Source organism: Pseudoduganella aquatica, from assembly GCF_020865585.1.
GTDB lineage: Bacteria > Pseudomonadota > Gammaproteobacteria > Burkholderiales > Burkholderiaceae_D > Rugamonas > Rugamonas aquatica_A.
In genome coordinates this window covers 2,629,805-2,650,621 of record NZ_CP086370.1, presented here as the reverse complement: position 1 = coordinate 2,650,621, position 20,817 = coordinate 2,629,805, and the positions used below count along the sequence as shown (strand labels likewise).

18 protein-coding genes are annotated in these 20,817 nt (G+C 66.6%); 8 read left to right on the top strand and 10 right to left on the bottom strand.

Features of this window, described 5'->3' with window-relative positions:
• Positions 1–17: 17 nt before the first annotated feature.
• Entirely contained in the window at positions 18–725 is a 708-nt protein-coding gene (locus KT882_RS11705; RefSeq protein ID WP_161075110.1) for a phasin family protein, read from the bottom strand.
• Between the two features lie 193 nt (positions 726–918).
• Here KT882_RS11705 and KT882_RS11700 point away from each other — a divergent pair, with 193 nt between their 5' ends.
• A complete protein-coding gene (locus KT882_RS11700) occupies positions 919–2,904 on the top strand; it encodes an SDR family oxidoreductase (RefSeq protein WP_161075109.1) in 1,986 nt (661 codons plus the stop codon).
• Between the two features lies 1 nt (position 2,905).
• On the opposite strand, the gene KT882_RS11695 is transcribed toward KT882_RS11700, so the two are convergent.
• The 7 genes from KT882_RS11695 to KT882_RS11665 form a co-directional block, all read right to left on the bottom strand.
• On the bottom strand, positions 2,906–3,673 hold the full coding sequence (locus KT882_RS11695; protein WP_228895872.1) for a substrate-binding periplasmic protein: 768 nt from the start codon (positions 3,671–3,673) through the stop codon (positions 2,906–2,908).
• Between the two features lie 85 nt (positions 3,674–3,758).
• Positions 3,759–4,571, bottom strand: a complete 813-nt coding sequence (locus tag KT882_RS11690) for a substrate-binding periplasmic protein (protein ID WP_228895870.1) — start codon at positions 4,569–4,571, stop codon at positions 3,759–3,761.
• Between the two features lie 4 nt (positions 4,572–4,575).
• On the bottom strand, positions 4,576–8,208 hold the full coding sequence (locus KT882_RS11685; protein ID WP_228895868.1) for an EAL domain-containing protein: 3,633 nt from the start codon (positions 8,206–8,208) through the stop codon (positions 4,576–4,578).
• Positions 8,209–8,222: 14 nt separating this feature from the next.
• Positions 8,223–9,338 (bottom strand): PAS domain-containing sensor histidine kinase, encoded by a 1,116-nt coding sequence (locus tag KT882_RS11680; RefSeq protein WP_228895866.1) that lies wholly within the window; start codon positions 9,336–9,338, stop codon positions 8,223–8,225.
• Between the two features lie 160 nt (positions 9,339–9,498).
• Positions 9,499–10,449, bottom strand: coding sequence for an esterase/lipase family protein (locus KT882_RS11675; protein ID WP_161075105.1), 951 nt, complete (start codon positions 10,447–10,449; stop codon positions 9,499–9,501).
• Between the two features lie 7 nt (positions 10,450–10,456).
• A complete protein-coding gene (locus tag KT882_RS11670) occupies positions 10,457–12,118 on the bottom strand; it encodes a GMC family oxidoreductase (protein WP_161075104.1) in 1,662 nt (553 codons plus the stop codon).
• Positions 12,118–12,636 carry a hypothetical protein gene (locus KT882_RS11665; RefSeq protein ID WP_161075103.1) on the bottom strand — a complete coding sequence of 173 codons (519 nt, stop codon included), beginning with the start codon at positions 12,634–12,636 and terminating at the stop codon, positions 12,118–12,120. Before KT882_RS11665 ends, KT882_RS11670 begins: the two co-directional genes overlap by 1 nt.
• Positions 12,637–12,814: 178 nt before the next feature.
• On the opposite strand from KT882_RS11665, the gene KT882_RS11660 reads away from it, so the two are divergent.
• On the top strand, positions 12,815–13,513 hold the full coding sequence (locus tag KT882_RS11660; protein WP_161075102.1) for an FFLEELY motif protein: 699 nt from the start codon (positions 12,815–12,817) through the stop codon (positions 13,511–13,513).
• On the opposite strand, the gene KT882_RS11655 is transcribed toward KT882_RS11660, so the two are convergent.
• The gene (locus tag KT882_RS11655; protein WP_161075101.1) at positions 13,510–14,295 is read right to left on the bottom strand and encodes an RNA methyltransferase; all 786 of its coding nucleotides are present in this window, start codon (positions 14,293–14,295) and stop codon (positions 13,510–13,512) included. The genes KT882_RS11660 and KT882_RS11655 overlap by 4 nt on opposite strands.
• A gap of 169 nt (positions 14,296–14,464) precedes the next feature.
• Here KT882_RS11655 and KT882_RS11650 point away from each other — a divergent pair, with 169 nt between their 5' ends.
• The 6 genes from KT882_RS11650 to KT882_RS11625 all read left to right on the top strand — a co-directional run bounded on the left by KT882_RS11650 (position 14,465) and on the right by KT882_RS11625 (position 20,161).
• On the top strand, positions 14,465–15,247 hold the full coding sequence (locus tag KT882_RS11650) for an inositol monophosphatase family protein (RefSeq protein WP_161075139.1): 783 nt from the start codon (positions 14,465–14,467) through the stop codon (positions 15,245–15,247).
• A gap of 206 nt (positions 15,248–15,453) precedes the next feature.
• The gene (locus KT882_RS11645; RefSeq protein ID WP_228895864.1) at positions 15,454–16,860 is read left to right on the top strand and encodes a DEAD/DEAH box helicase; all 1,407 of its coding nucleotides are present in this window, start codon (positions 15,454–15,456) and stop codon (positions 16,858–16,860) included.
• Positions 16,861–16,967: 107 nt separating this feature from the next.
• On the top strand, positions 16,968–17,759 hold the full coding sequence (otnI, locus tag KT882_RS11640; protein WP_161075365.1) for a 2-oxo-tetronate isomerase: 792 nt from the start codon (positions 16,968–16,970) through the stop codon (positions 17,757–17,759).
• 61 nt (positions 17,760–17,820) lie between these two features.
• Positions 17,821–18,663, top strand: coding sequence for a hypothetical protein (locus tag KT882_RS11635; RefSeq protein ID WP_228895862.1), 843 nt, complete (start codon positions 17,821–17,823; stop codon positions 18,661–18,663).
• Between the two features lie 10 nt (positions 18,664–18,673).
• Positions 18,674–19,231: a hypothetical protein gene (locus KT882_RS11630; protein WP_187358875.1), complete on the top strand. Its 558-nt coding sequence runs from the start codon at positions 18,674–18,676 to the stop codon at positions 19,229–19,231.
• 48 nt (positions 19,232–19,279) lie between these two features.
• Positions 19,280–20,161 carry a universal stress protein gene (locus KT882_RS11625; protein ID WP_228895860.1) on the top strand — a complete coding sequence of 294 codons (882 nt, stop codon included), beginning with the start codon at positions 19,280–19,282 and terminating at the stop codon, positions 20,159–20,161.
• A gap of 26 nt (positions 20,162–20,187) precedes the next feature.
• Here KT882_RS11625 and KT882_RS11620 read toward each other — a convergent pair whose 3' ends face one another.
• Entirely contained in the window at positions 20,188–20,547 is a 360-nt protein-coding gene (locus KT882_RS11620; protein WP_161075367.1) for a hypothetical protein, read from the bottom strand.
• Between the last annotated feature and the right edge of the window lie 270 nt (positions 20,548–20,817).

Below are 20,817 nucleotides of genomic sequence, written 5' to 3'. Positions count from 1 at the left end.
TGTTACAGCCGGCTTGCTTAAGCGGCTTTATTGGCGGCGCTTACCGATTCAGCGGTTGGGAAGGCAATCGCCGGGGCCTTGGGGGCAGCCTTGGCTTTTGGAGCGGCCTTCACTGCCGGCTTGGCGGCTTTGGCAGCAGGCTTGGCTGCGGCTTTGGCGGCCTTGGCGGCTGGCTTGGCAGCGGTTTTTGCTGCAGGCTTGGCGGCTTTAGCGGCTGGCTTGGCGGCTTTCGGCGCGGCCTTGGCGGCTGGCTTGGCTGCTGGCTTGGTTGCTGGTTTAGCGGCGGTTTTTGCAGCGGCTTTCGGCGCGGCCTTGGCCGGGGCCAGCTTCTTGCCGGTCAGTGCTTCCACGGCCTTGGTCAGCGCCTCAACGCGGGCGTTCAGTTCCTGCACGTCCTTCTGGGTCGGCACGCCGATGGTGCCCAGGGCGCGCGACACGCGGTCTTCGAACACCTGCTCCAGCTTGTCCCACGAACCGGCGGCTTGCTTGCCCACGCCGGACACCGTTTCACGCACTTCCGATACTTTGTCTTCCGCCAGGTCGCGGGTGCGCTGCTGCAGCGCATTGCCTTCTTTGACCAGCTTGGCGAACACGCGGCCGCCTTCTTCCTGTGCCTTGGCAAAAGCGCCCAGGCCGGCTTGCCAGATTTGCTGGGCCGAATTGCGCACTGCGCTGGCCAATTGCTTGTCGTCGGCGTTCGCCAGGGATTTCAATTTCTTTACCATAGTGGGCTCCAGTGGGACTTCGTTGGGTTGGATCGTTACTTTTGATGAAATCATTCTAGGCCCCATTTCTAGAGATGGGCTTCTAATGGGGTAGAGCGCCGGTTCTAATCAACTATGCAACAGCGCTTGCCATTTGTTGCCCATCCTGTAATGATTGTCCGCAGCAAATACCTAAGAATAAAGGAGAGACTTGATGCAATATTTTGTTACCGGAGCCACCGGTTTTATCGGCAAGCGCCTCGTGAAAAAACTGCTGGCGCGCAAAGGCAGCGTCGTCTATTTCCTGATGCGCGAAAGCAGCCGCGACAAGCTGGCCGGCCTGTATGAATATTGGGGCACCACCAAAGCCCGCGCCATTCCGGTATTCGGCGACCTGCGCAGCGCCAAGCTCGGCGTCTCCAAGGACGATATCAAGAAGCTAGCCAAAACCATCGACCATTTCTATCACCTGGCCGCCGTCTACGACATGCTGGCGGACGCCGGGGAACAGATCGCGGTGAATGTGGAAGGCACGCGCAATACCGTCGATTTCGCCAACGCCATCCAGGCCGGCACGCTGCACCATGTGAGCTCGATTGCCGCCGCCGGCATGTTCGAAGGTATCTTCCGCGAAGACATGTTCGACGAAGCGGAGAATCTCGACCATCCCTATTTCGCCACCAAACACGAATCCGAGAAAATCGTCCGCAATGAAACCAAGGGCGCGTGGCGGGTCTACCGCCCCGGCCTGGTGGTGGGCGATTCCAAGACCGGCGAAATGGACAAGATCGACGGCCCCTATTACTTCTTCAAGCTGATACAGCGCATCCGCCAGCTGCTGCCGCCGTGGATGCCCACCATCGGCATCGAAGGCGGCCGCATCAACATCGTGCCGGTGGACTACGTGGTCAACGCCATGGACCACATTTCCCACCTGCCCAAGCTGGACGGCCGCGCCTTCCACCTGACCGACCCCGAGCCTATGCGCGTGGGCGAAGTGCTGAACACCTTCTGCCGCGCCGCGCACGCGCCGACCATGAGCATCCGCATCAACGCCGCGCTGTTCGGATTCATTCCGAAGTCGATCAAGAAAGGCGTGTTCGCGCTGTCGCCGGTGCGCCGCGTGCGCGACGCCGTGATGAAGGACCTGGGCCTGCCCCCGGACCTGATGACCTTCGTGAACTACCCTACCCGCTTCGACAACCGCGACACCGCGCAAGCGCTGAAGGGCACCGGCATCGCCTGCCCGCCGCTGGAAAAATACGCCGCGCCGGTGTGGGACTACTGGGAGCGCAACCTGGATCCGGACCTGTTCATCGACCACACGCTGCGCGGCCAGGTGGCCGGCAAGGTGGTGCTGGTGACGGGCGGCTCGTCCGGCATCGGCCTGGCGGCGGCGCACAAGCTGGCCGAAGCGGGCGCCATCACCATCATCTGCGGCCGCGACGAGGACAAGCTGCTGGAAGCGAAGAAGGAAGTGGAAGCGCGCGGCTTCGAGCTGATCACCTACCCTGCCGACCTGTCGGACATGGCCGATTGCGACCGCTTCGCCCAGGTGCTGATCGCCAACCACGGCGGCGTGGACGTGCTGGTGAATAACGCCGGCCGCTCCATCCGCCGCGCGATCGAAGCGAGCTACGACCGCTTCCACGACTTCGAGCGCACCATGCAGCTGAACTACTTCGGCGCGCTGCGCCTGACCATGGCGCTGCTGCCGTCGATGACGGCCAAGAAGCGCGGCCACGTCATCAACATCTCGTCCATCGGCGTGCTGACCAATGCGCCGCGCTTCTCGGCCTATGTGGCCTCGAAAGCGGCGCTGGACGCGTGGACGCGCTGCGCCTCGTCGGAGCTGCAGGATCTGGGCATCAAGTTCACCACCATCAACATGCCGCTGGTGCGCACGCCGATGATTGCGCCGACCAAGATCTACCAGAACGTGCCGACCCTGTCGCCGGAGGAAGCGGCCGACCTGGTCGCCAACGCCATCGTGTACAAGCCGGTGCGCATCGCCACCCGCGTGGGCATCTTCGGCCAGGTGCTGCACGCCATCATGCCGCGCGTGGCGCAGATCGTGCTGAACACCAGCTTCCGCATGTTCCCGGATTCGGACGCGGCCAAAGGCGAAGGCAAGAAGGCGCCGCAGATGTCGTCCGAGCAGATCGCCATGCAGCAGCTTCTGCGGGGCGTGCACTTCTAAGCTAGTGGCCCGCCTTGGCCGGCACGCCGGCCTTGGCCTCGCCCGGCAGCGGGTAGCCGGGCAGCCACTTGCGGTGCAGCTTCTGGAAGGTGCCGTCGCGCTTCATGTCGCGCAGCGCGGCCTCCCAGGCCTGCACCGTGGCCACCGGCGTGGCCCTGGAAAAGGCAAAATTCACTTCCTGCGTTTCCAGGCGCTGCAGCAGTTCCACCTCGCCATCGCGCAGGCCCGCCGCCCGGGCGGCCTCCATGGCGATTTCCTCTCCCTCGAACCACAGGTCGAACCTTCCCTGCACCAGCATGCGCGCCGCCGATTCGGAGCCGTTGGTCTCGTCCGTGATGCGGTAGCCATGACGCTGCGCGATGCCGATAAAAGCGCTGCCGCGCCGGGCGGCGCCGCGCAGCGCCAGCCAGGCCCCCCTGCCCTGCGCGCGCAGTTGCGGCGCCTGGGACTTGCTGGCGAAAATGGCGATATAGGAATTGAAAATGGGGCCGACAAAGCGCATCGTGAGCTCGCGCTCGGGCGTGCGCACCATGGTCAGCGCCATCACATTCGGGGCCGCCAGCGCCATGGCGCTGGCGCGTGCCCAGGGCACCACCTTGATGTCGTCGTGCCGGTTCAAACGGTATGTCACCTGCTGGGCAAGTTCAACGGCAAAGCCGGCCGGCTTGCCGTTCTCGGTAAAGCAGATAGGTTTGCTCTCCATGCCGTAGATGACCAGCGCGGGTTCGTGGTCCGCAGCGCGGGCCGCGCCGGCCGTCAGCGCCAGCATAATCAGTAACCGCGATAGTCTTCCCGATGCATGCATATTCCCGCCAGTAGAGTGATCGCCCTAGCCGCAATATTACTCTTTCCGTTCAGGGATGTTTGAGTTCGCCGCCCCGGGCGTCGGCCGGCAGCGGATAGTGCGGCAGCCATTTGCGGTGGATCTTCTGGAAGCTGCCGTCGCGCTTCATCTCGCGCAACGCAGCGTCCCAGGCCTGCACGGTGGCGGGCGCGGTGCCGGCGGAAAAGGCGAAATTCACATCGTCCATGCTGAGCTGGCGAACCAGTTCCACGTCGGCCCGCGTGTAGCCCGCCTGTTCCAGCGCATGGCCGATGATTTCCTCGCCGTCGAACCACAGGTCGAAACGGCGGCTCATCAGCATGCGCGCGGCCAGCTCCGAACTCACGGGTTCATCGGTCACGGTGTAGCCCATGCCGCGCGCGCGCTCCACAAACACGCTGCCGCGCCGGGCGCCGCCGCGCAGCTGGTAGATGCCGTCGCCCATGGCGGCTATCCTGGCCGCCTCGCCCTTGCGGGTGAAGACCGAGATATAGCCGACAAAAATCGGGCCGACAAAAGTAAGGCGCCGTTCGCGCTCCGGCGTGCGGATGATGGACAGCAGCAGGACATTGGGCTGGTTCATGGCCACCGTGTTGGCGCGCGCCCAGGGTACGATTTCTATCGGATCGCGGCGTCCCAGCCGCTGCTGGATGTGCTGCGCGACCTCCACCACGATACCGGAGGGGCCGGACGCGCCCATGAAGCTGACCGGCTTGCTCTCCATGCCGTAGATGCGCAGCGGCGCTTCCTGCGCCCTGGCCGCGCCGGCGGCCAGCAGCACCAGGCACAGTACCAGCGGCAGCGCCCGCAGCGCCGTCCTGCGCGAAAGGCGCTGCGCGCACACCGGCTTACGCCGCCGCTTGCGAAGGCCCGCCGTGCACCTGGCTGTGCAGGCGGAAGCCTTCCTTGATGTTCTCGCGCAGCACCGCGCCTTTCCACGGCTTGGTGTAGAAGCGGTCGATGGCGCCGTGATTGATGGCGGCCATGATGGGCGTGAGGTCCGCATAGGCCGACAGCATGATGCGGAAGGTGTCCGGCGCCAGGTTTTTCACCCGCTCCATGAACTCGGTGCCGCTCATCAAAGGCATGCACTGGTCGCACAGGATCACCTGCACCTTGTGCCGCGCCAGCACGTCGAAGCCCTCGGCCGCCGTCTGCGCGGTGAGGATGCGGTAGCCGTCCTGGGCCAGGAAGTCGCTCAGCACGTCGAGCATGAAGGCGTCGTCGTCGACGATCAGCAAGGTCTGCTGGTCGGCCTGGACCTCGTCCACCGGCGCCTGCAGGTATTTGCCTTCCCTCATCATGGCCTCGAACTCGTCCTCCGGCAGCGGGCGGCTGAAGTAATAGCCCTGCATCTCGTCGCAATTGTGGCGGCGCAGATAGGCCAGCTGCGCGTCGCGCTCCACGCCCTCGGCGATCACCTGCAGCTTCAGGCTGTGCGCCATGTTGATAATGGCCAGCACTATGGCCGCGTCGTCCGGATTGCTGGTCACTTCGCGCACGAAGGCGATATCGATTTTCAGCTTGTCGATCGGGAAGCGCTTCAGGTAGGCCAGCGAGGAATAGCCGGTGCCGAAATCGTCGATGGAAATCTGGATGCCGAGCTTCTTCAGGTTCTGCAGCACCGTGATGGTTTCCTCGGCGTTCGACATCAGCGAGCTTTCCGTCAGCTCCAGCTCCAGCAGCTCGGGCGCGATGTCGTGCTGCTTGATGGCGCGCATGACCTCCTCCTCCAGCCCGCCCACGAAGAACTGGATGCCGGACACGTTGACCGACAGGTGCACCGCGCCGATGCGGGTCCTGCCCCATTCGGCGATCTTGCGGCAGGCCTCGTTCAGCACCCAGGTGCCCACCCGCACGATCAGCCCGGTCTCCTCCAGGATGGGGATGAACAGCGCCGGCGACACCATGCCGTGGCCGGGCCGCTTCCAGCGTATCAGCGCCTCGGCGCCGCTCACGCGGCCGCTGCCGATATCGATCTTGGGCTGGTAGTACAGCACGAACTCGTCGTTGTCGATGGCGCGCCGCAGCGCGTTCTCCAGGTCCAGCCGCGCCAGCGACTGCGCGTTCATCTCCGCCGTGAAGAAGCGGAAGGCGTCGCGCCCGGCCGCCTTGGCGCGGTACATGGCGGTGTCGGCGTACTGTATCAGCGTATCGGCGTCGGCGCCGTCGTCGGGAAAGACGGAGATGCCGATGCTGGCCGTCACCGTCACCTCGTGGCCCTTCAGGTCGAAGGGCTTGCGCATCGATTCGCGGATCTTGTCGACCACGGCGATGGCGTTCTGCGCCCCCTCGGGCAGCATCAGGATGGCGGCGAATTCGTCGCCGCCGAAACGGCCTATGGTGTCGCGCACGCGCAGGCAGTCGACCAGGCGGCTGGAGAACTGGCGCAGCAGCTCGTCGCCTATGGTGTGGCCCAGCGTGTCGTTGATGTTCTTGAAGCGGTCCATGTCCAGGAACAGCACCGCCAGCGCCCATTTGTGCTCGGCCGCCTGGTGCAGCGAGTGCGTCAGCGAGTCGTAGAACTGGCTGCGGTTGGGCAGGCCGGTCAGGGTGTCGAAGTGGGCCAGCTTGAGCAGGCGCTGCTCGGCTTCCTTGCGCTCGGTGATGTCGCGCGCCACCGCCACCAGGATCCAGCTCTGGCCCGAGCGCAGCGTGCGGCGCTGCACTTCCACCGACAGCGGCGAGCCGTCCTTGCGCTGCAGCAGCAGCTCGGCCATGGCGCCGCTCTGGTCGCCGGCCAGCAGCTTGTCGTACAAGTCCTCCAGGCGGCGCAGGTCGCCGTCCACCGACTTGTTCGGACCTACCTTGAGGAAGTCCTCGCGCAAATAGCCCAGCATGCGGCAGGCGGTCGCGTTCACGTCCACAAAGCACATGCCGGCGCGGTCCACCAGGAAGATGGCGTCGGCGGTGGCGTCCATGGCCAGGCGGAAGCGGCGCAGGTCCTCGTCCAGGCGGATGCGGGCGTTCATGTCCAGCTGCAGCTGGGCGTGGTGGCGCCGGATCTGGTCGTACAGCAGCAGGTTTTCATAAGCCACCGAAATCTGCGCCGCCACCGTGGCGGCCACGCGCTCGTCCACTTCGCTGAAGCTGTCCGCGCCCAGCTTGTCCACCAGGTAGAGCCAGCCGTGGATGCGTTCGCGCGAGGCGATCGGCACGCCGAGGAAGGAGTGCACCGGCGGATGGCTGGGCGGCAGGCCGATGGCGGCCGGGTCGCCGGCCAGCGCGTCGATGCGCACCGGCTGGCGCTGCTCCAGCAGCCCGCCCAGCACGCCGGCGCGCGGCGTGGAGGCGATCAGGCGCGCGTGCTGGCCCACGCCGCAGGCGGCGAAATGGCTCAGCTCCTGCGCGCCCGCTTCCAGCACGCCGATGCAGGCGTACTTCGATACGCAGATATTCTGCGCCACGCGGCAGCCCACTTCGATCAGCGCCTGCGGGTCGCGCTCGGCCCCCAGCTCTATGCCCAGCTCGATCAGCGCAGTCAGGCGCAGGCTCACCGCCTGCAGGCTGGACAGGGAGCGCGACAGGCGCTCGGTCATCGACGTCAGCGGCTCGGCGCTGGCGTGCGGCGACTCGCCGTTGCTGGCGATCTGCGACAGCAGCGCGCTGCTCGACTCCAGCTCGCCCAGATACTCGGCCACCTTGTTGTCGATGCCGAGATAGCGCCCGCCGCTGGGCGGCTCGGGCGAGAACTGCGGCACGTCGTCCTCGCCGTCCGGCAGCACGCCCAGCGCCTCGCGCACGGTGCGCAGGATCACGTCCGGGTCGGACGGCTTGGGCAGCACCCAGCGCACGCCGCAGGCCTCGGCCACCGCCATCGCTTCGCGCTCGCGGTAGGTGGCGGTGTAGAAGATGATGGGCACATGCGCCGTGTCCGGATTGCTGTGCATGCGGGTGACGAACTCGTAGCCGTCCATATTCGGCATCAGGATGTCGGAGATGACCAGGTCGGGCCGTTCGGCGCTGACCATCTTCAGGCCCTCGGCGCCGTTGGAGGCCTCCAGCAGGCGGTGGCCGCCGTAGCCCAGCAGCGTCATCAGGAACTCGCGGTTGAGCACGTGGTCGTCCACGATGAGGATGGTGGCGATGTCGTTTTTAACCGGGGGCGACATCTCCCCCGGCAAGAAAGACTCGATTTGCGCCACGAAGGTGTCCGGCTCGATGGGCTTGCCGATATAGCCGTCGAAGCCGGCCGCCAGCAGGCGCTCGCGGTCGCCCACCATGGCCAGCGCGGTCACGGCCAGCGCCGGAATGGGCCGCAGCGCAGGATCCTGCTTGAGCTGGGCCACCACGCCGTAGCCGTCCAGCTTGGGCAGGTGCACGTCGCAGATGATCAGATCGGGCAGCTCGCGCCGCGCGGTGGCCACGCCCTCCTCGCCGTCATGCGCAATCAGCGGCGTGTAGCCGAAGGCGTTGAGCAGATACACCATCAGCTCCATATTGGTCGGATTGTCTTCTATGATAAGGATGCGTGCGGACACGTTTGCACTCCCGGTTAAGTCATTCTTACGGCAGACTGGGCCGCCGCCAGCGGCACGGCCAGCGTAAACACGCTGCCCTGCCCCAGGTGGCTGGCCACACTGATCCGCCCATTCAGTAGCTGCGCCAGCTGCAAGCTCAACTGCAATCCCAGGCCCGTGCCCTCGTACTGCCCCCCGCCGCCAAGCCGGCTGAACGCCTGCGCCAGCATGCGCTGGTGGTCCGGGGCCAGGCCGGCGCCGGTATCGCTGACGCTGACGGTGGCGCAAGCCCGTCCGTCCACGTCGGCCATACCAAGCTCGATGTGCACCGCGCCGCTGTCGGTGAACTTGATGGCGTTGTTCACCAGCCGGCTCACGATCTGCTGCATGGCCCGCCGGTCGCAGCATACATGCAGCGCGTCCTTCGGTGCGTTGAAATCGAACTGCAATCCCTTCTGGTGCGCTTGCGGCTGGAATACTGGAAGTAGCTCCGCGATCAGCGCGTGGCACTCCAGCTGCTCCAGCGTCAACTCCACTTTACCCGAAGCGATCTTGCTCAGGTCAAGCAAATCGTTTATCAAGGCCAGCAACTGGCGCGCACTGGCCTGGATGGTGCGCAACTGGCGGTCCTGTTCCTGCGTCACCGGGCCGGGCAGCTTCATCAGCAGCGTGCCGGCAAAACCGATAATGGCGTTGAGCGGCGTGCGCAGCGCATGCGACATGCTCGCCAGGAAGGTATCCGTGACGCGCCGGGCATGGTCCAGTTCTGCATTCTTTGCGGCCAGCGCGAGGTCGAGGCGCTGGCGGTCGTGGCGGTCGCGGACGGTGCTCAGTATCAGGGTACAGCCGTCGGCGTTGATGATCTGGGCCGCGCAATCGACTGGCAGCGGCGTGCCGTTCTGATGCTGCCACAGCGCCTCGTAGCGCGCGTGGCCATGCTGCGTGATGTGCTGCTCGATGGCCAGGCCATCGTCGTCCTGCCCGGCCGGCAGCAGCAACTGATACAGCCGGCGGCCCAGCGCGTCCTGCTGCGTGTAACCGAACATCGCTTGCGCGCGGCGCGTCCAGCATACTATCTCCCCGCCCTCCCTGGTTACGATAACCGCGTCGGGCAACTCCTCCAGAATCAGCTTAGCGAAGTCAGTTGGCATCGTCTTGCCTTGTGCTGGGCATGCATGCATGCATAACCATACAGCAACCGGGCGCGCGGAATCTCACCAATAGTCACAAGCACCCGGACAGCCAGGGCAAGATGAGCACGCTATGGATTGCCTCTATCCAATGCAGTCTACCTAAGGACTGGCGGGCTGTCTATTTTGTTTCTGAAACTGCAAAATTTGGTGAAATTTGGGTGATTTCGTCCAGAACAAAACGCAGTACCTGGGGGTGGTAGCCGAGTTCAACGTGGCCTATGCCGCCCAGTTCCACATTGCGGGCGCCCGGCAAATGGCCGGAATTCTGCGGCGCCACGATGTTGTCGTGATGCGACCACACTGAAACGATCAGCGCGCGCAGCGAAGGCGCTTCGGACGCGGCCAGCTGCGCCAGCCAAGGCGAACCGCGGCGCATCTGGCGCGCATTCAGGCCGGGACCGAATCCGGCCAGCGCGGTGCCGTGGTGCGGCGTGCCCACGGTGATCACGCGGGCCACGCGCGCACTGCCGAAAGCGCGCAGATGCGCGCGCGCCACCAGGCCGCCCATGCTGTGGCCCACCACGACGGCCTGCGGCTGGCCCGTGGCGGCGCACAGCCGCTGCAGCGCCGCTTCTATTTGCGGCGCGTAGTCGTCTATGCCCGCGCCCAGCGGCTCCAGGTCCACCGCCAGGTAGCTGCGCCCGGCCTGGCGCAGCAGCGCGGCCAGCCGGCCCCAATAGGCGCCGTTGCAGGCATAGCCGTGCACCAGCAGCACCGGCAGTTCGGCATTGCCGGCAGCAAGATGAAAGGTGCTGCGCGGACGCAACACCGTCCACGAGGACAGCTTCATGGAGGAGGAAAATTCGCGGCAAAACATGCGCAGCGAAGCGGCCGGCGACAGCGCGTGCGGCGCCGGAACCGGCCCGCCGGCGCGGCGCGCCATGCGGAAATTGTTACTAGAAATCACTAGTCGGACCAGCACCACGCTGGCCAGGCCCAGCAGCAGCGCGGCCGGCCAGCCCGGACCGGACCAGCCCAGCAGCACACCCGCGAACACCGCCAGGCCGGCCACCGCCAGGCCAAAGCACAGCTGCAGCAGCAGGATGGCGAAGAGCAGGCGGCGCAGCATGGCAGCCTCAGGCAGCCCGCACCAGCGGCACGGCGGCGCCCGCTGCATACTTAGGCGCAGGCTTGCCGGTCAGCTGTTCGGCCAGGCCGCTGGCCAGGCGGGCGGTGATGCCATAGATCGACAACTGCGGATTGGCCCCGATCGACGTGGGGAACAGCGAGCCGTCATGCACGGACAGATTGCCCACGCCGTGATAGCGCCCCTTGCCGTCCACCACGCCGTGGCGCGCATCGGCCGCCATGCCGCAGCCGCCCATCACGTGCGCCGACACCACCCGCATCAGCAAATTCTTGAACGGCAGCGCGTTGATGGCCTCGCGCGCCTGGCTCCAGCTGGTGTAGCTCTGCGCCAGCTCGTGCACCGGCAGCACGCTGCGCGCCCCGGCGGCGAACTGGATCTCGGCCATGGACAGCAAGGCGCGCCGCGCGCCGTCCCACATGAACGGCGTGATGCGGTAGTCCAGCACCGGCTCGCCATGCCGGTTCAGCGCCACGGTGCCGCCCGGCGCTTCGGCATGGAAACCGTCGCGCAGCAGCGCCAGCAGGCCTTGCGCGTGCGGGAACTGGCGCATCATGGCCGCGTGCTGCTCGCCAAAGCCGGCCATGGTGGTCGACAGCAGCAGCGGATGCAGCGGCGGCGCTTCCAGCTTGTAGCCGACGGCGCCGTCGATGGCCTGGGTTTCCAGGAAGTGGTCCGAATAAATCGACTGCGGCGCACCCGCGTAGCCGTCCACGCGCTGCTCGAACAGGCCGGCCGAAATCACGGTGGGATGCAAAAAGGTGCGCTTGCCCAGCAAGCCGTGCGGATCGGGCGCTCCCGAGCGCAGCAGCAGGGCCGGCGTGTTGATGGCGCCGCCCGCCACCACATAATGGCGCGCCTTTACCATCACCCGCTTGCCGGTGGGTGCCTGCCCGCTGGCCGACAGCGGCGTGGCCAGCAAATGGTCCACCTGGCCGTTGCGGAACACCAGCTGCTCGGCGCGCACCCGCGTCAGCAAGGTGGCGCCCTTCTCCAGCGCGGACGGAATGGTGGTCACCAGCATGGACTGCTTGGCGTTGGTGGGACAGCCCATGCCGCAATAGCCCAGGTTCCAGCAGCCGTTCACATTGCGCCGGATGGCCGCCGTGGGTATGCCCAGCCTGGCCGCGCCGCGCCGCAGCAAGTCGTTGTTCTCGTTGGGCGGCACCTCCCAGGGCGTGACGTGCAGGCGCTGCTCCATCATGGCGAACCAGGGCGCCATCGCTTCCGGCGAGTAGTCCGTCAGGCCGAAATTGCGCTGCCAGTACCCCAGCGTGGACGGCGGCGTGCGGAAGCTGGAGGTCCAGTTCACGGTGGTGGAACCGCCCACCGTGCGGCCCTGCAGAATGTTGACGCCCTTGTCGCGCGTCTTGCGCGCGCCGGCCTCCTGGTACAGCGTGGGATAGGCGTCCGCCTCGCGCATCTTGAAATCGCTGGACGACTTCAGCGCGCCCTCCTCCAGGATCAGCACCTTCAGGCCCGCCATCGCCAGCAGCTCGGCCGTCACGCCGCCGCCCGCGCCGCTGCCTATCACCACCACGTCGGCGTCGAAGCCGCGGTCGCGCTCCAGGGCGGAGCAGTCCACCACATCCCAGCCCGCCGCCAGGCCGGCGCGGATAGGGTCGGGGATGATGTTATGCGTTGCGCTCATCAGCTCAGCTCCTTGATGGGGCCGGGATAGCCGGCGCCGGCCCAGCTGGCCGGGTCGGCATACCAGGCGCCCAGCACCAGGTCATGCAGCGCGTGGTAAGCCGTTTGCAGCATCTCCAGCCGGTGCAGGCGCCAGTCCTGCAGGAAGGCGGCGGCCTGCTCGGGCGTGGTGTCGCGCCAGGCCGGCACGCCCGCCAGCAAGCGCCGCGCGGGCGCCAGCGCCAGCAGGCCGAACAGGTCCTGCACTTCCTTTTGCGTACTCAGCGGCAAGCTGGCAACCGCCTGCTGAATCCCGTCCGTGGTGCGGGAAACGGCGGCGTCGCGCGCCGCGCCCGCCGGCGGCAGCATGGGGCCGACAATGGCCGGAATAATCGCCACCAGCACGGCGCGCGCCTCGCCGTCCAGCACGTAGCGCTGCAGCGGCGCGGCGCCCTGCACCGAGCGGTACAGCGCGCCCCCGGCCGCCAGCGCCAGCGCGCCCAGCACGCCGGTCTTCAAAAAGGTTCTGCGTTTCAGCATGTCTCTATTTATATCCTGAATATTTTCGTAGGGCGGCGTGCGCGGCGTAGGGCGGGTTAGCGAAGCGTAACCCGCCGAATCCAATGCACCGCCAAACCCAGTGTACGCCAAAGCCCCCGCCCGCCCCGCGTGCAAAAATAGAGCCACGCATCTATTTGCTTCTGGTAAAAACGCATGCATGAAGACACAAGCCAACCCAAGTCCGCTGGAACAGCAGCTGCGCGCCGCCCGGCTGGAACGCCAGGCCGCCGGGCGCGATCCGGCGCTGGCGTCGGCCCGCCTGGCGCTGAAAACCTTCCAGGCCGCCCGCCTGGCGCGCACCCACGCCGACCTGCTGGCCGCGCCGGACACCCGCGACGCGGCGCTGTTTTTCCTCGAAGAACTATACGGCACCCACGACCTGAGCCAGCGCGACACCGACCTCGAGCGCATCGCCCCCACCATGCAGCGCGTGCTGCCGGCCGACGCCCTGCAAACCATCACCGAAGCGATGCGCCTGGACGCGCTGGCCGAGCGCCTGGACACGGCCATGGCCCGCCTGCTAGGCCCGCAATTCACGGAGGACGACTACATCCAGGCCTACCGCGGCGCCCTCGCCCCGGACGACCGCGCGCGCCAGCTGGAGCTGGTGCAGGCGCTGGGGGAGTCGCTCAGCCAGCTGGTGCGCGTGCCCATGCTGAGCACCACGCTGATGCTCATGCGCGGCCCGGCCAAGCTGGCCGGACTGGGCAGCCTGCAGCAATTCCTGGAGCGGGGATTTTCGTCCTTCAAGCGCATGAAGCAGGCGCGCGCCTTCGTGGCCGCCGTGGTGGGGCGCGAACAGGCCATCATGGACCGGATCTACGCCGGCCATGCGGCGCCGTTCGAGCTGGACTAGCTTTTGGACTTCGCGTCCATGATCTTGCGCGCAATGCCGCGCAGGATGTTGACTTCCTCGGTCTCCAGCTGGGCGCGGGAAAACATGCGTTTCAGGCGCGGCATCAGCTTGCGCGGATTGTTCGCGTCCAGGAAGCCGATCGCCACCAGCGCCTCCTCGAGATGGGCGTACATGCCGTCGATCTGCGCCAGGCTGGCCGCCTCGCCCTGGAAGCCGATGGCGGGCGCCTCGGCGGCCACCGGCGCCTTCGAGGCCCCCTGGGCCGCCAGCGCGGCCATGCGGCATTCGTACACCAGCACCTGCGCCGCCTGCGCCAGATTGAGCGAGGAATAATCCGGATTGGCCGGAATATTGATCAGCGCATTGCACTTTTCCACGATCTCGTTCGGCAGCCCGAAGCGCTCGTTGCCGAAGATTAGCGCCGCGTTCAGCTCGGCGCCGGCCGCCGCCTGCTCGGCGAACTGGCGCGGCGCCAGCACCGGCGGCGAGTATTCGCGCAGCCGGGCCGACACGGCCGCCGCGAAGTTGATGCCCTCCAGCGCCTCGGCCATGCTGCCCACGATGCGCGCCGACGCCAGGATGTCCTGCGCGCCGCTGGCAAAGGCCACCGCCTCCTCGTGCTCCAGCATGCCTTCGAAGCGAGGCGTGACCAGCACCAGCTCGGCAAAACCCATGGTCTTCATGGCGCGCGCCACCGAGCCAATGTTGCCAGGACGACTAGTTTCCACCAAAATTATTCGTAGGCGTTGAAAAAGAGTCGCTGTGTTTTCGGGCTGCTTCATTTAAAATAGCGCCATTACGCGCGTCTGAGGTGGATTTCGGTGGCATTCTAACCATTCCAACCCGTTCCCGCACCGCTCTTTCTCATAATTGTTCACACGCCAACCTGCCTGGATGCAATGCGCCCGGCGGGCAGCAGCGTTTTTTAAATCGGAAGCTTACATGCACCCAATGCTCAACACGGCTATCAAAGCCGCCCGCCGCGGCGCCGCCGTCATCAACCGCGCCAGTTTCGACCTGGATCGCGTCATTGTTAATGAAAAGCAACACAACGACTTCGTCACCGATGTCGACACCGCTGCTGAACAGGCCATCATCGAGGTGCTGAGCAAAGCCTACCCCGACCACGGCTTCCTGGCCGAAGAATCCGGCGCATCGGCCAATGTGAACGACGAGAGCGAGTACGTGTGGATCATCGATCCGCTCGACGGCACCACCAACTTCATGCACGGCTTCCCGCAATACGCCATCTCCATGGCGCTGCAGCACCGCGGCGTGATCACGCTGGCCCTGGTCTACGACCCGGTGCGCAACGACCTGTTCACCGCTGAAAAAGGTTCCGGCGCCTTCCTGAACGACAAGCGCATCCGCGTGGGCAAGCTGGACCGCATCGCCAAGGCCCTGCTGGGCACCGGCTACCAGGCCGGCAACCCGGGCGCGCTGACCGAATACCTGAAAATGTACGGCATCATGGCCGAACGCAGCCAGGGCGTGCGCCGCGCCGGTTCGGCCGCGCTCGACCTGGCCTACGTGGCCTGCGGCCGCCTGGACGGCTTCTACGAAAAAGGCTTGAAGCCTTGGGATATCGCCGCCGGCGCGCTGCTGGTGGCGGAAGCGGGCGGCATTATCGCCGAGTTCAACGGCGAGTCCGATTACCTGCACAAAGGCAACATCATCGCCGGCAGCCCGAAGGTCTTCGGCCAGATGGTCGGCCTGCTTGCTGAGTTTGCATGATATAGACACAAGTCAACAAAGTTTGTTACAAAATAAAAGGGGCTGCGGCCCCTTTTTCATTTCCGCAACGCAACTTGAATGACAACTAGCTGTTATACTCGGCGGTGCGGCAACTCAACCAGTCCACGGCCGCCACCCCGAGAAATTACAGATTGCCTCTGACTGGCGCCCACAAGGCGATGAGCCGATCCTCACACAAAGTTACTATGTCATTTACTACTCTTGGCCTGTCTGACGCCATCGTTCGCGCTGTCGCCGAAACCGGTTACACCACGCCGACGCCCATCCAGACCCAAGCGATTCCGGCTGTACTGAACGGCGGCGACCTGCTGGCCGGCGCACAGACCGGCACCGGCAAAACCGCCGGTTTCACCCTGCCCATCCTGCACCGCCTGTCCACCGACGCGAATGGCGCCAAGCTGGGCAACCGCACCGCCGCCCGTCCCATCCGCGCGCTGATCCTGACCCCGACCCGCGAGCTGGCGGCCCAGGTTGAGGAAAGCGTGCGCGTGTACGGCAAGTACACCAATCTGAACTCCGCCGTGATTTTCGGCGGCGTCAGCATCAACCCGCAGATCAAGCAGCTCAAGCATGGCGTCGACATCCTGGTCGCCACCCCGGGCCGCCTGCTGGACCACATGATGCAAAAGACCATAGACCTGAGCAAGGTCGAGATCCTGATCCTGGACGAAGCCGACCGCATGCTGGACATGGGCTTCATCCGCGACATCAAGAAAGTGCTGGCCGCCCTGCCGCCGAAGCGCCAGAACCTGCTGTTCTCGGCCACCTTCTCGGACGAGATCAAGGCCCTGGCCGACACTCTGCTGGACAGCCCGGCCACCATCGAAGTGGCGCGCCGCAACTCCACGGTGGAAGTGATCGCGCAGAAGATCCACCCGGTCGACCGCGACAAGAAGCACCCCATGCTGTCGCACCTGATCCGCGCCCACAAGTGGACGCAAGTGCTGGTGTTCACCCGCACCAAGCACGGCGCCAACAAGCTGGTGGAACAGCTGGGCGGCGACGGCATCGGCGCCATGGCCATCCACGGCAACAAGAGCCAGGCGGCGCGCACCCGCGCGCTGGCCGAGTTCAAGGACGGCACGCTGCAAGTGCTGGTGGCCACCGACATCGCCGCGCGCGGCATCGACATCGACCAGCTGCCGCACGTGGTGAACTACGACCTGCCCAACGTGCCGGAAGACTATGTGCACCGCATCGGCCGCACCGGCCGCGCCGGCGCCACCGGCGAAGCGGTCTCGCTGGTGTGCGTGGACGAGCACGGCATGCTGAAAGACATCGAAAAGCTGATCAAGCAGACGCTGACGCGTGAAGTGATACCCGGCTTCGAGCCGGACCCGAACGCGCGCGCCCAGCCTATCCAGCTGCGCAGCGGCGCCGGCCAGCACCGCAACCCGCGCCAGGGCGGCGGTGGCGGCGGCAACGGCCGCAACAAGCCAGCCGCAGGCGCGGCAGGCGCCGGCAAACCGCGCAGCGCAGGCGGCGGCAATGGCGGCGGCGGCACCGGCGGCCGTGCCCCGGCCGTGCCGGGCGGCGGCCGCAGCGCCCCGCGCGCAGCGCCACCGCACCGCTCCGGCGGCCGCGGCCGTTAATTCCCCGCCGCCCCTGATCCGGGCGGCAATATAGGGAAAGCAAAAAAGGGGTCAGGGTTAATTAAGTCGGTATACTTAATTAACCCTGACCCCTTTTTTATTGCTGTATGCCAAAGTTCTGCGCCAATCTGTCCATGCTGTTCACCGAGCTGCCCTTCCTGGACCGCTTTGCGGCGGCGCGCGAGGCGGGCTTTGATGCGGTGGAATTCCTGTTCCCCTATGCCTACGATCCGGACCAGCTCAACGAGCGCCTGCACCGCCATCGGCTGAAGCTGGTGCTGCACAATATGCCGCCCGGCGACTGGGCCGCCGGCGACCGCGGCATGGCCTGCGATCCGCGCCGCGCCGACGAGTTCCGCGACAGCGTGCAGCAGGCCATCGCCTTCGCCACCGAGCTGGAGGTGGACAAGCTGCATTGCATGGCCGGCATCCTGCCCGGCGGCCTGGCGCCCGAGCGCGCCCGCGAAACGCTGGTCGGCAATCTGCAATACGCGGCGGACCGTTGCCAGGAGCACGGCATCGCCCTGCTCATCGAGCCCATCAACACCTACGACATGCCGGGCTACTTCCTGAACCGCAGCAGCCAGGCGCTCGACATCATGGCCGCCTGCGCCCGCCCCAATCTGTTACTGCAGTACGACATCTACCATATGCAGCGCATGGAGGGCGAGCTGGCCAACACCATCCGCGCCTGCCTGCCCCGCATCGGCCACATGCAGCTGGCCGACACACCCGGCCGCCACGAGCCGGGCACCGGCGAGATCAACTACCCCTTCCTGTTCCGCCTGCTCGACGAGCTGGGCTATGACGGCTACCTGGGCTGCGAATACACGCCGCTGGCCGGCACGGCCGAAGGCCTGGGCTGGATCGCGGGGCTAGCTGACGGCCGTTTGCGCTAGCGCAAAACCCCGATCTTTGCTCGGAGCAAGATAGGTCCTCACCTTCAAGGGAGAGGACCCGATGAAACTGCCCCGCATTCCGGCAAGCGCGCTTGCCGCCCTGCTCGCGGCGCTGGCCGCCGCGCTCGCCCTCGGCGGCTGCGCCGGCAATCCGCGCCTGCACGAAGCCCGCGAGTTCGCGGCCGAGTCCGCCAAGCTGGGCGGTTTTGCCGACCTCACCCAGCGCTTCCGCGACACCTACCAGCGCGAACAGCCCTACCTGTCCCCCGCCGCCGACCAGCGCGAGCGCGCCGCCGACGCGCGCCGCCACGCCGCCTATCCGGACCTGATGGCCATCCACGAAGCGGTGCTGCTGTATATGCAAACGCTGGGCAAGCTGGCCGGCGGCGAGACCTTCGACCTGAAGGCGCCGCTCAAGACCATGGGCGCCGGCATCAAGGCCTGGCCGGACACCGGCCTGACCGACCGCCACGTGAACGCCTACAGCGGCCTGGCGCAGCTGCTGGCGCGCACCGTCACCAACCCCTACCAGGAGCGCGCCGTGCAAGCCATGGTGCGCGACGGCGACCAGCAGCTGCAAGCCTTGCTGGAGGCGATGCAGAACCTGCTGCGCTACTACGGCAAGAGCAGCGACAACGAGCGCGACATCGTGCTGGGCATGCTGGAGGTGGAGATCGCCTACGCCGACACGCCGCGCGACCGCCTGCTGGCGGCGCTGGCCAAGTCGCACCGCCTGGCCAAGCGCAACGAGTACCGCCTGATCGGCCTGCGCCACACGCTGGCGGCCAAGCATGTGGCGGCCATTGCGGCGGCCCACGCGGCGCTGGTGCAGCACATGGCGCAGGAAGGCAAGCCGGACGCCGCCCTGGCCGACGAATATTCCACCGCAGCCGCCGCCCAATAAGGAGCACGCCATGAACCCATCCGCCCCCCCAGCCGTGACCGCCCGCGCCTTTGAAACGCTGGCCGACAGCCTGTCCGCCTGCGCCGACGAACTGCATCTGCGCATCATGAAGGCGATCCGCCGCAATCCGCCCGGCGGCCCGCCGCGCGAGCCGCAAACAGACCCGACCACGCAAGCCGCGCTGACCGGCCTGGCCCCGTCCGCCCCCGCCGCTGCCCCGTCCAGTCCAGCCAGCGGCAAGCTGGAGCTGGGCATTTCCCACGGCGCCGCGCAGGCGCTGTTCGAAAACGAAGTGGCGCTGCGCCAGCGCGCCAACAGCCTTTACGTGGACGCCGCGCTGCTGGCCGCGTCCGGCCTGCGCGTGCCCGAGCGCACGCTGCTGGACCTGGTGGCGGTGGCGCGCCGCCGCATCCGCGACGCCGGCCTGCTGAAAGACCTGATCGGCATCACCGCCGACATGCTGGGCCTGGCGGCCGCGCTGGCCGCCGGCAAGCCCGAGCATCTGCCCGGCGTGGTGGAAAGCATCAAGGACCGCTACGCGCGGCTGAAGGAAGACCGCGCCGGCTGATGCCGCAGCGGCCTATAATCAAGACATGCCCCCGCCAAGGAGCGCCGCATGTCTTACAAATCTATCGTGGTCCACGTGGACGAAGCGCCGCGCGTGGCCGAACGCATCCGCTATGCCGTGGAACTGGCGCAGCAGGACGATGGCCATCTGCTGGGCGTCGCCATGACCGGCATCGCCCGCGCCCTGTACCAGAACGCCATCGTCGACGAGCAGGATCCCAACCTGGCCCTGCATCTGAATTTCCTGAGAGAACGCGCGAACCGCGCGCTGGAGCAGTTCGGGCCGCTGGTCCAGCGCCTCGGCCTGCAGGACTATGAACAGCGCGTGATCGACGACGACCCCGGCGCCGGCCTGAGCCTGCTGGCGCGCCATGCCGACCTGGTGGTGATAGGCCAGGCCGATCCCGAACACGCGTCCACCTCGGCCGGCAGCGAGTTTCCGGCCCAGGTGCTCAGCCATGCCGGCTGCCCGGTGCTGCTGGTGCCCTACGCCGGGCTGCCCCGGCCCGCGTCCGGCCAGGCCGGGCCGGCGCGGCGCATCCTGGTGGCCTGGAACGCCAGCAAGGAGGCGGCGCGCGCGGTGCGGGAGGCGCTGCCGCTGCTGCGGCGCGCCGAGCGCGTGCAAATTGCCGTGTTCGATCCCGACAGCGAGCGCGACCTGCACGGCGCCTCGCCCGGCGCGGACCTGCTGCAATACCTGGCGCGGCAAGGCGTGCAGGCGGACATCCTGGTGCGCCAGTCGCAGCGCGCCGGCCTGCTGAAGCGCCCCACCGGCACCGGCGAGGCGCTGCTGGCCCTGCTGGCGGAGGAAGGCTGCGACCTGCTGGTGCTGGGCGCTTACGGCCATTCGCGCTTCCGGGAAACGCTGCTGGGCGGCGTCACGCGCACCGTGCTGGAAAGCATGACGGTGCCGGTGCTGATGGCGCACTGAACCAGCGCATCGCGCTGGCGCGCCGGCTAGCCCTCGGCCCAGGACTGGCTGCGGATCTTGGCCACCTGGCGCTGCGCCAGCCATTTCCACAGCTGCAGCGCGTCGGCCTGCGGCGCGCCCGCCATGCGGCGCGGGCTGGCCAGGGCGATTTCGCAGTCGCGGTCGGACCATTCGGCGAAGATGATGTCGCCGCCGCTGGCCACTTCCACTTCATACATCAGGCCGTCGTCATAGCCGAAGCGCAGCACGGCCGTGCCGGGGCCGCCGTCCGGTCCGGGCACGGCCCCGCTATAGATTTCCGCCAGGGCCGCAGCCAGCTGGGATTCCGTCGGCGCAGCCACGTCGCGGCCGTCCGGGCGAGTCAGCACTACCCATGCCTGTGTCATTGACGCTCCCCCTTCTCAACTCGTTAGCATTCTTCTGGCGAATAATGTACCGGCTCGGGCAACTACGCCATGATCCATGTCTAGCATGGGCCTTGAGGACCGCATATTGGTATTTTTATTGTAGCAACAATCCAGCCCATGGCCTGCCCGGCTTATAAATTCCCTGTCCCGGTTGCAGGCCCACAACAACGCGCGCCAGCCAGTGGGTTTCGTCTTGCAATCGGGAAAGAAGCAGCCCCGTCCTGCGGCGCTGCGCGCCCGGCATGCTGC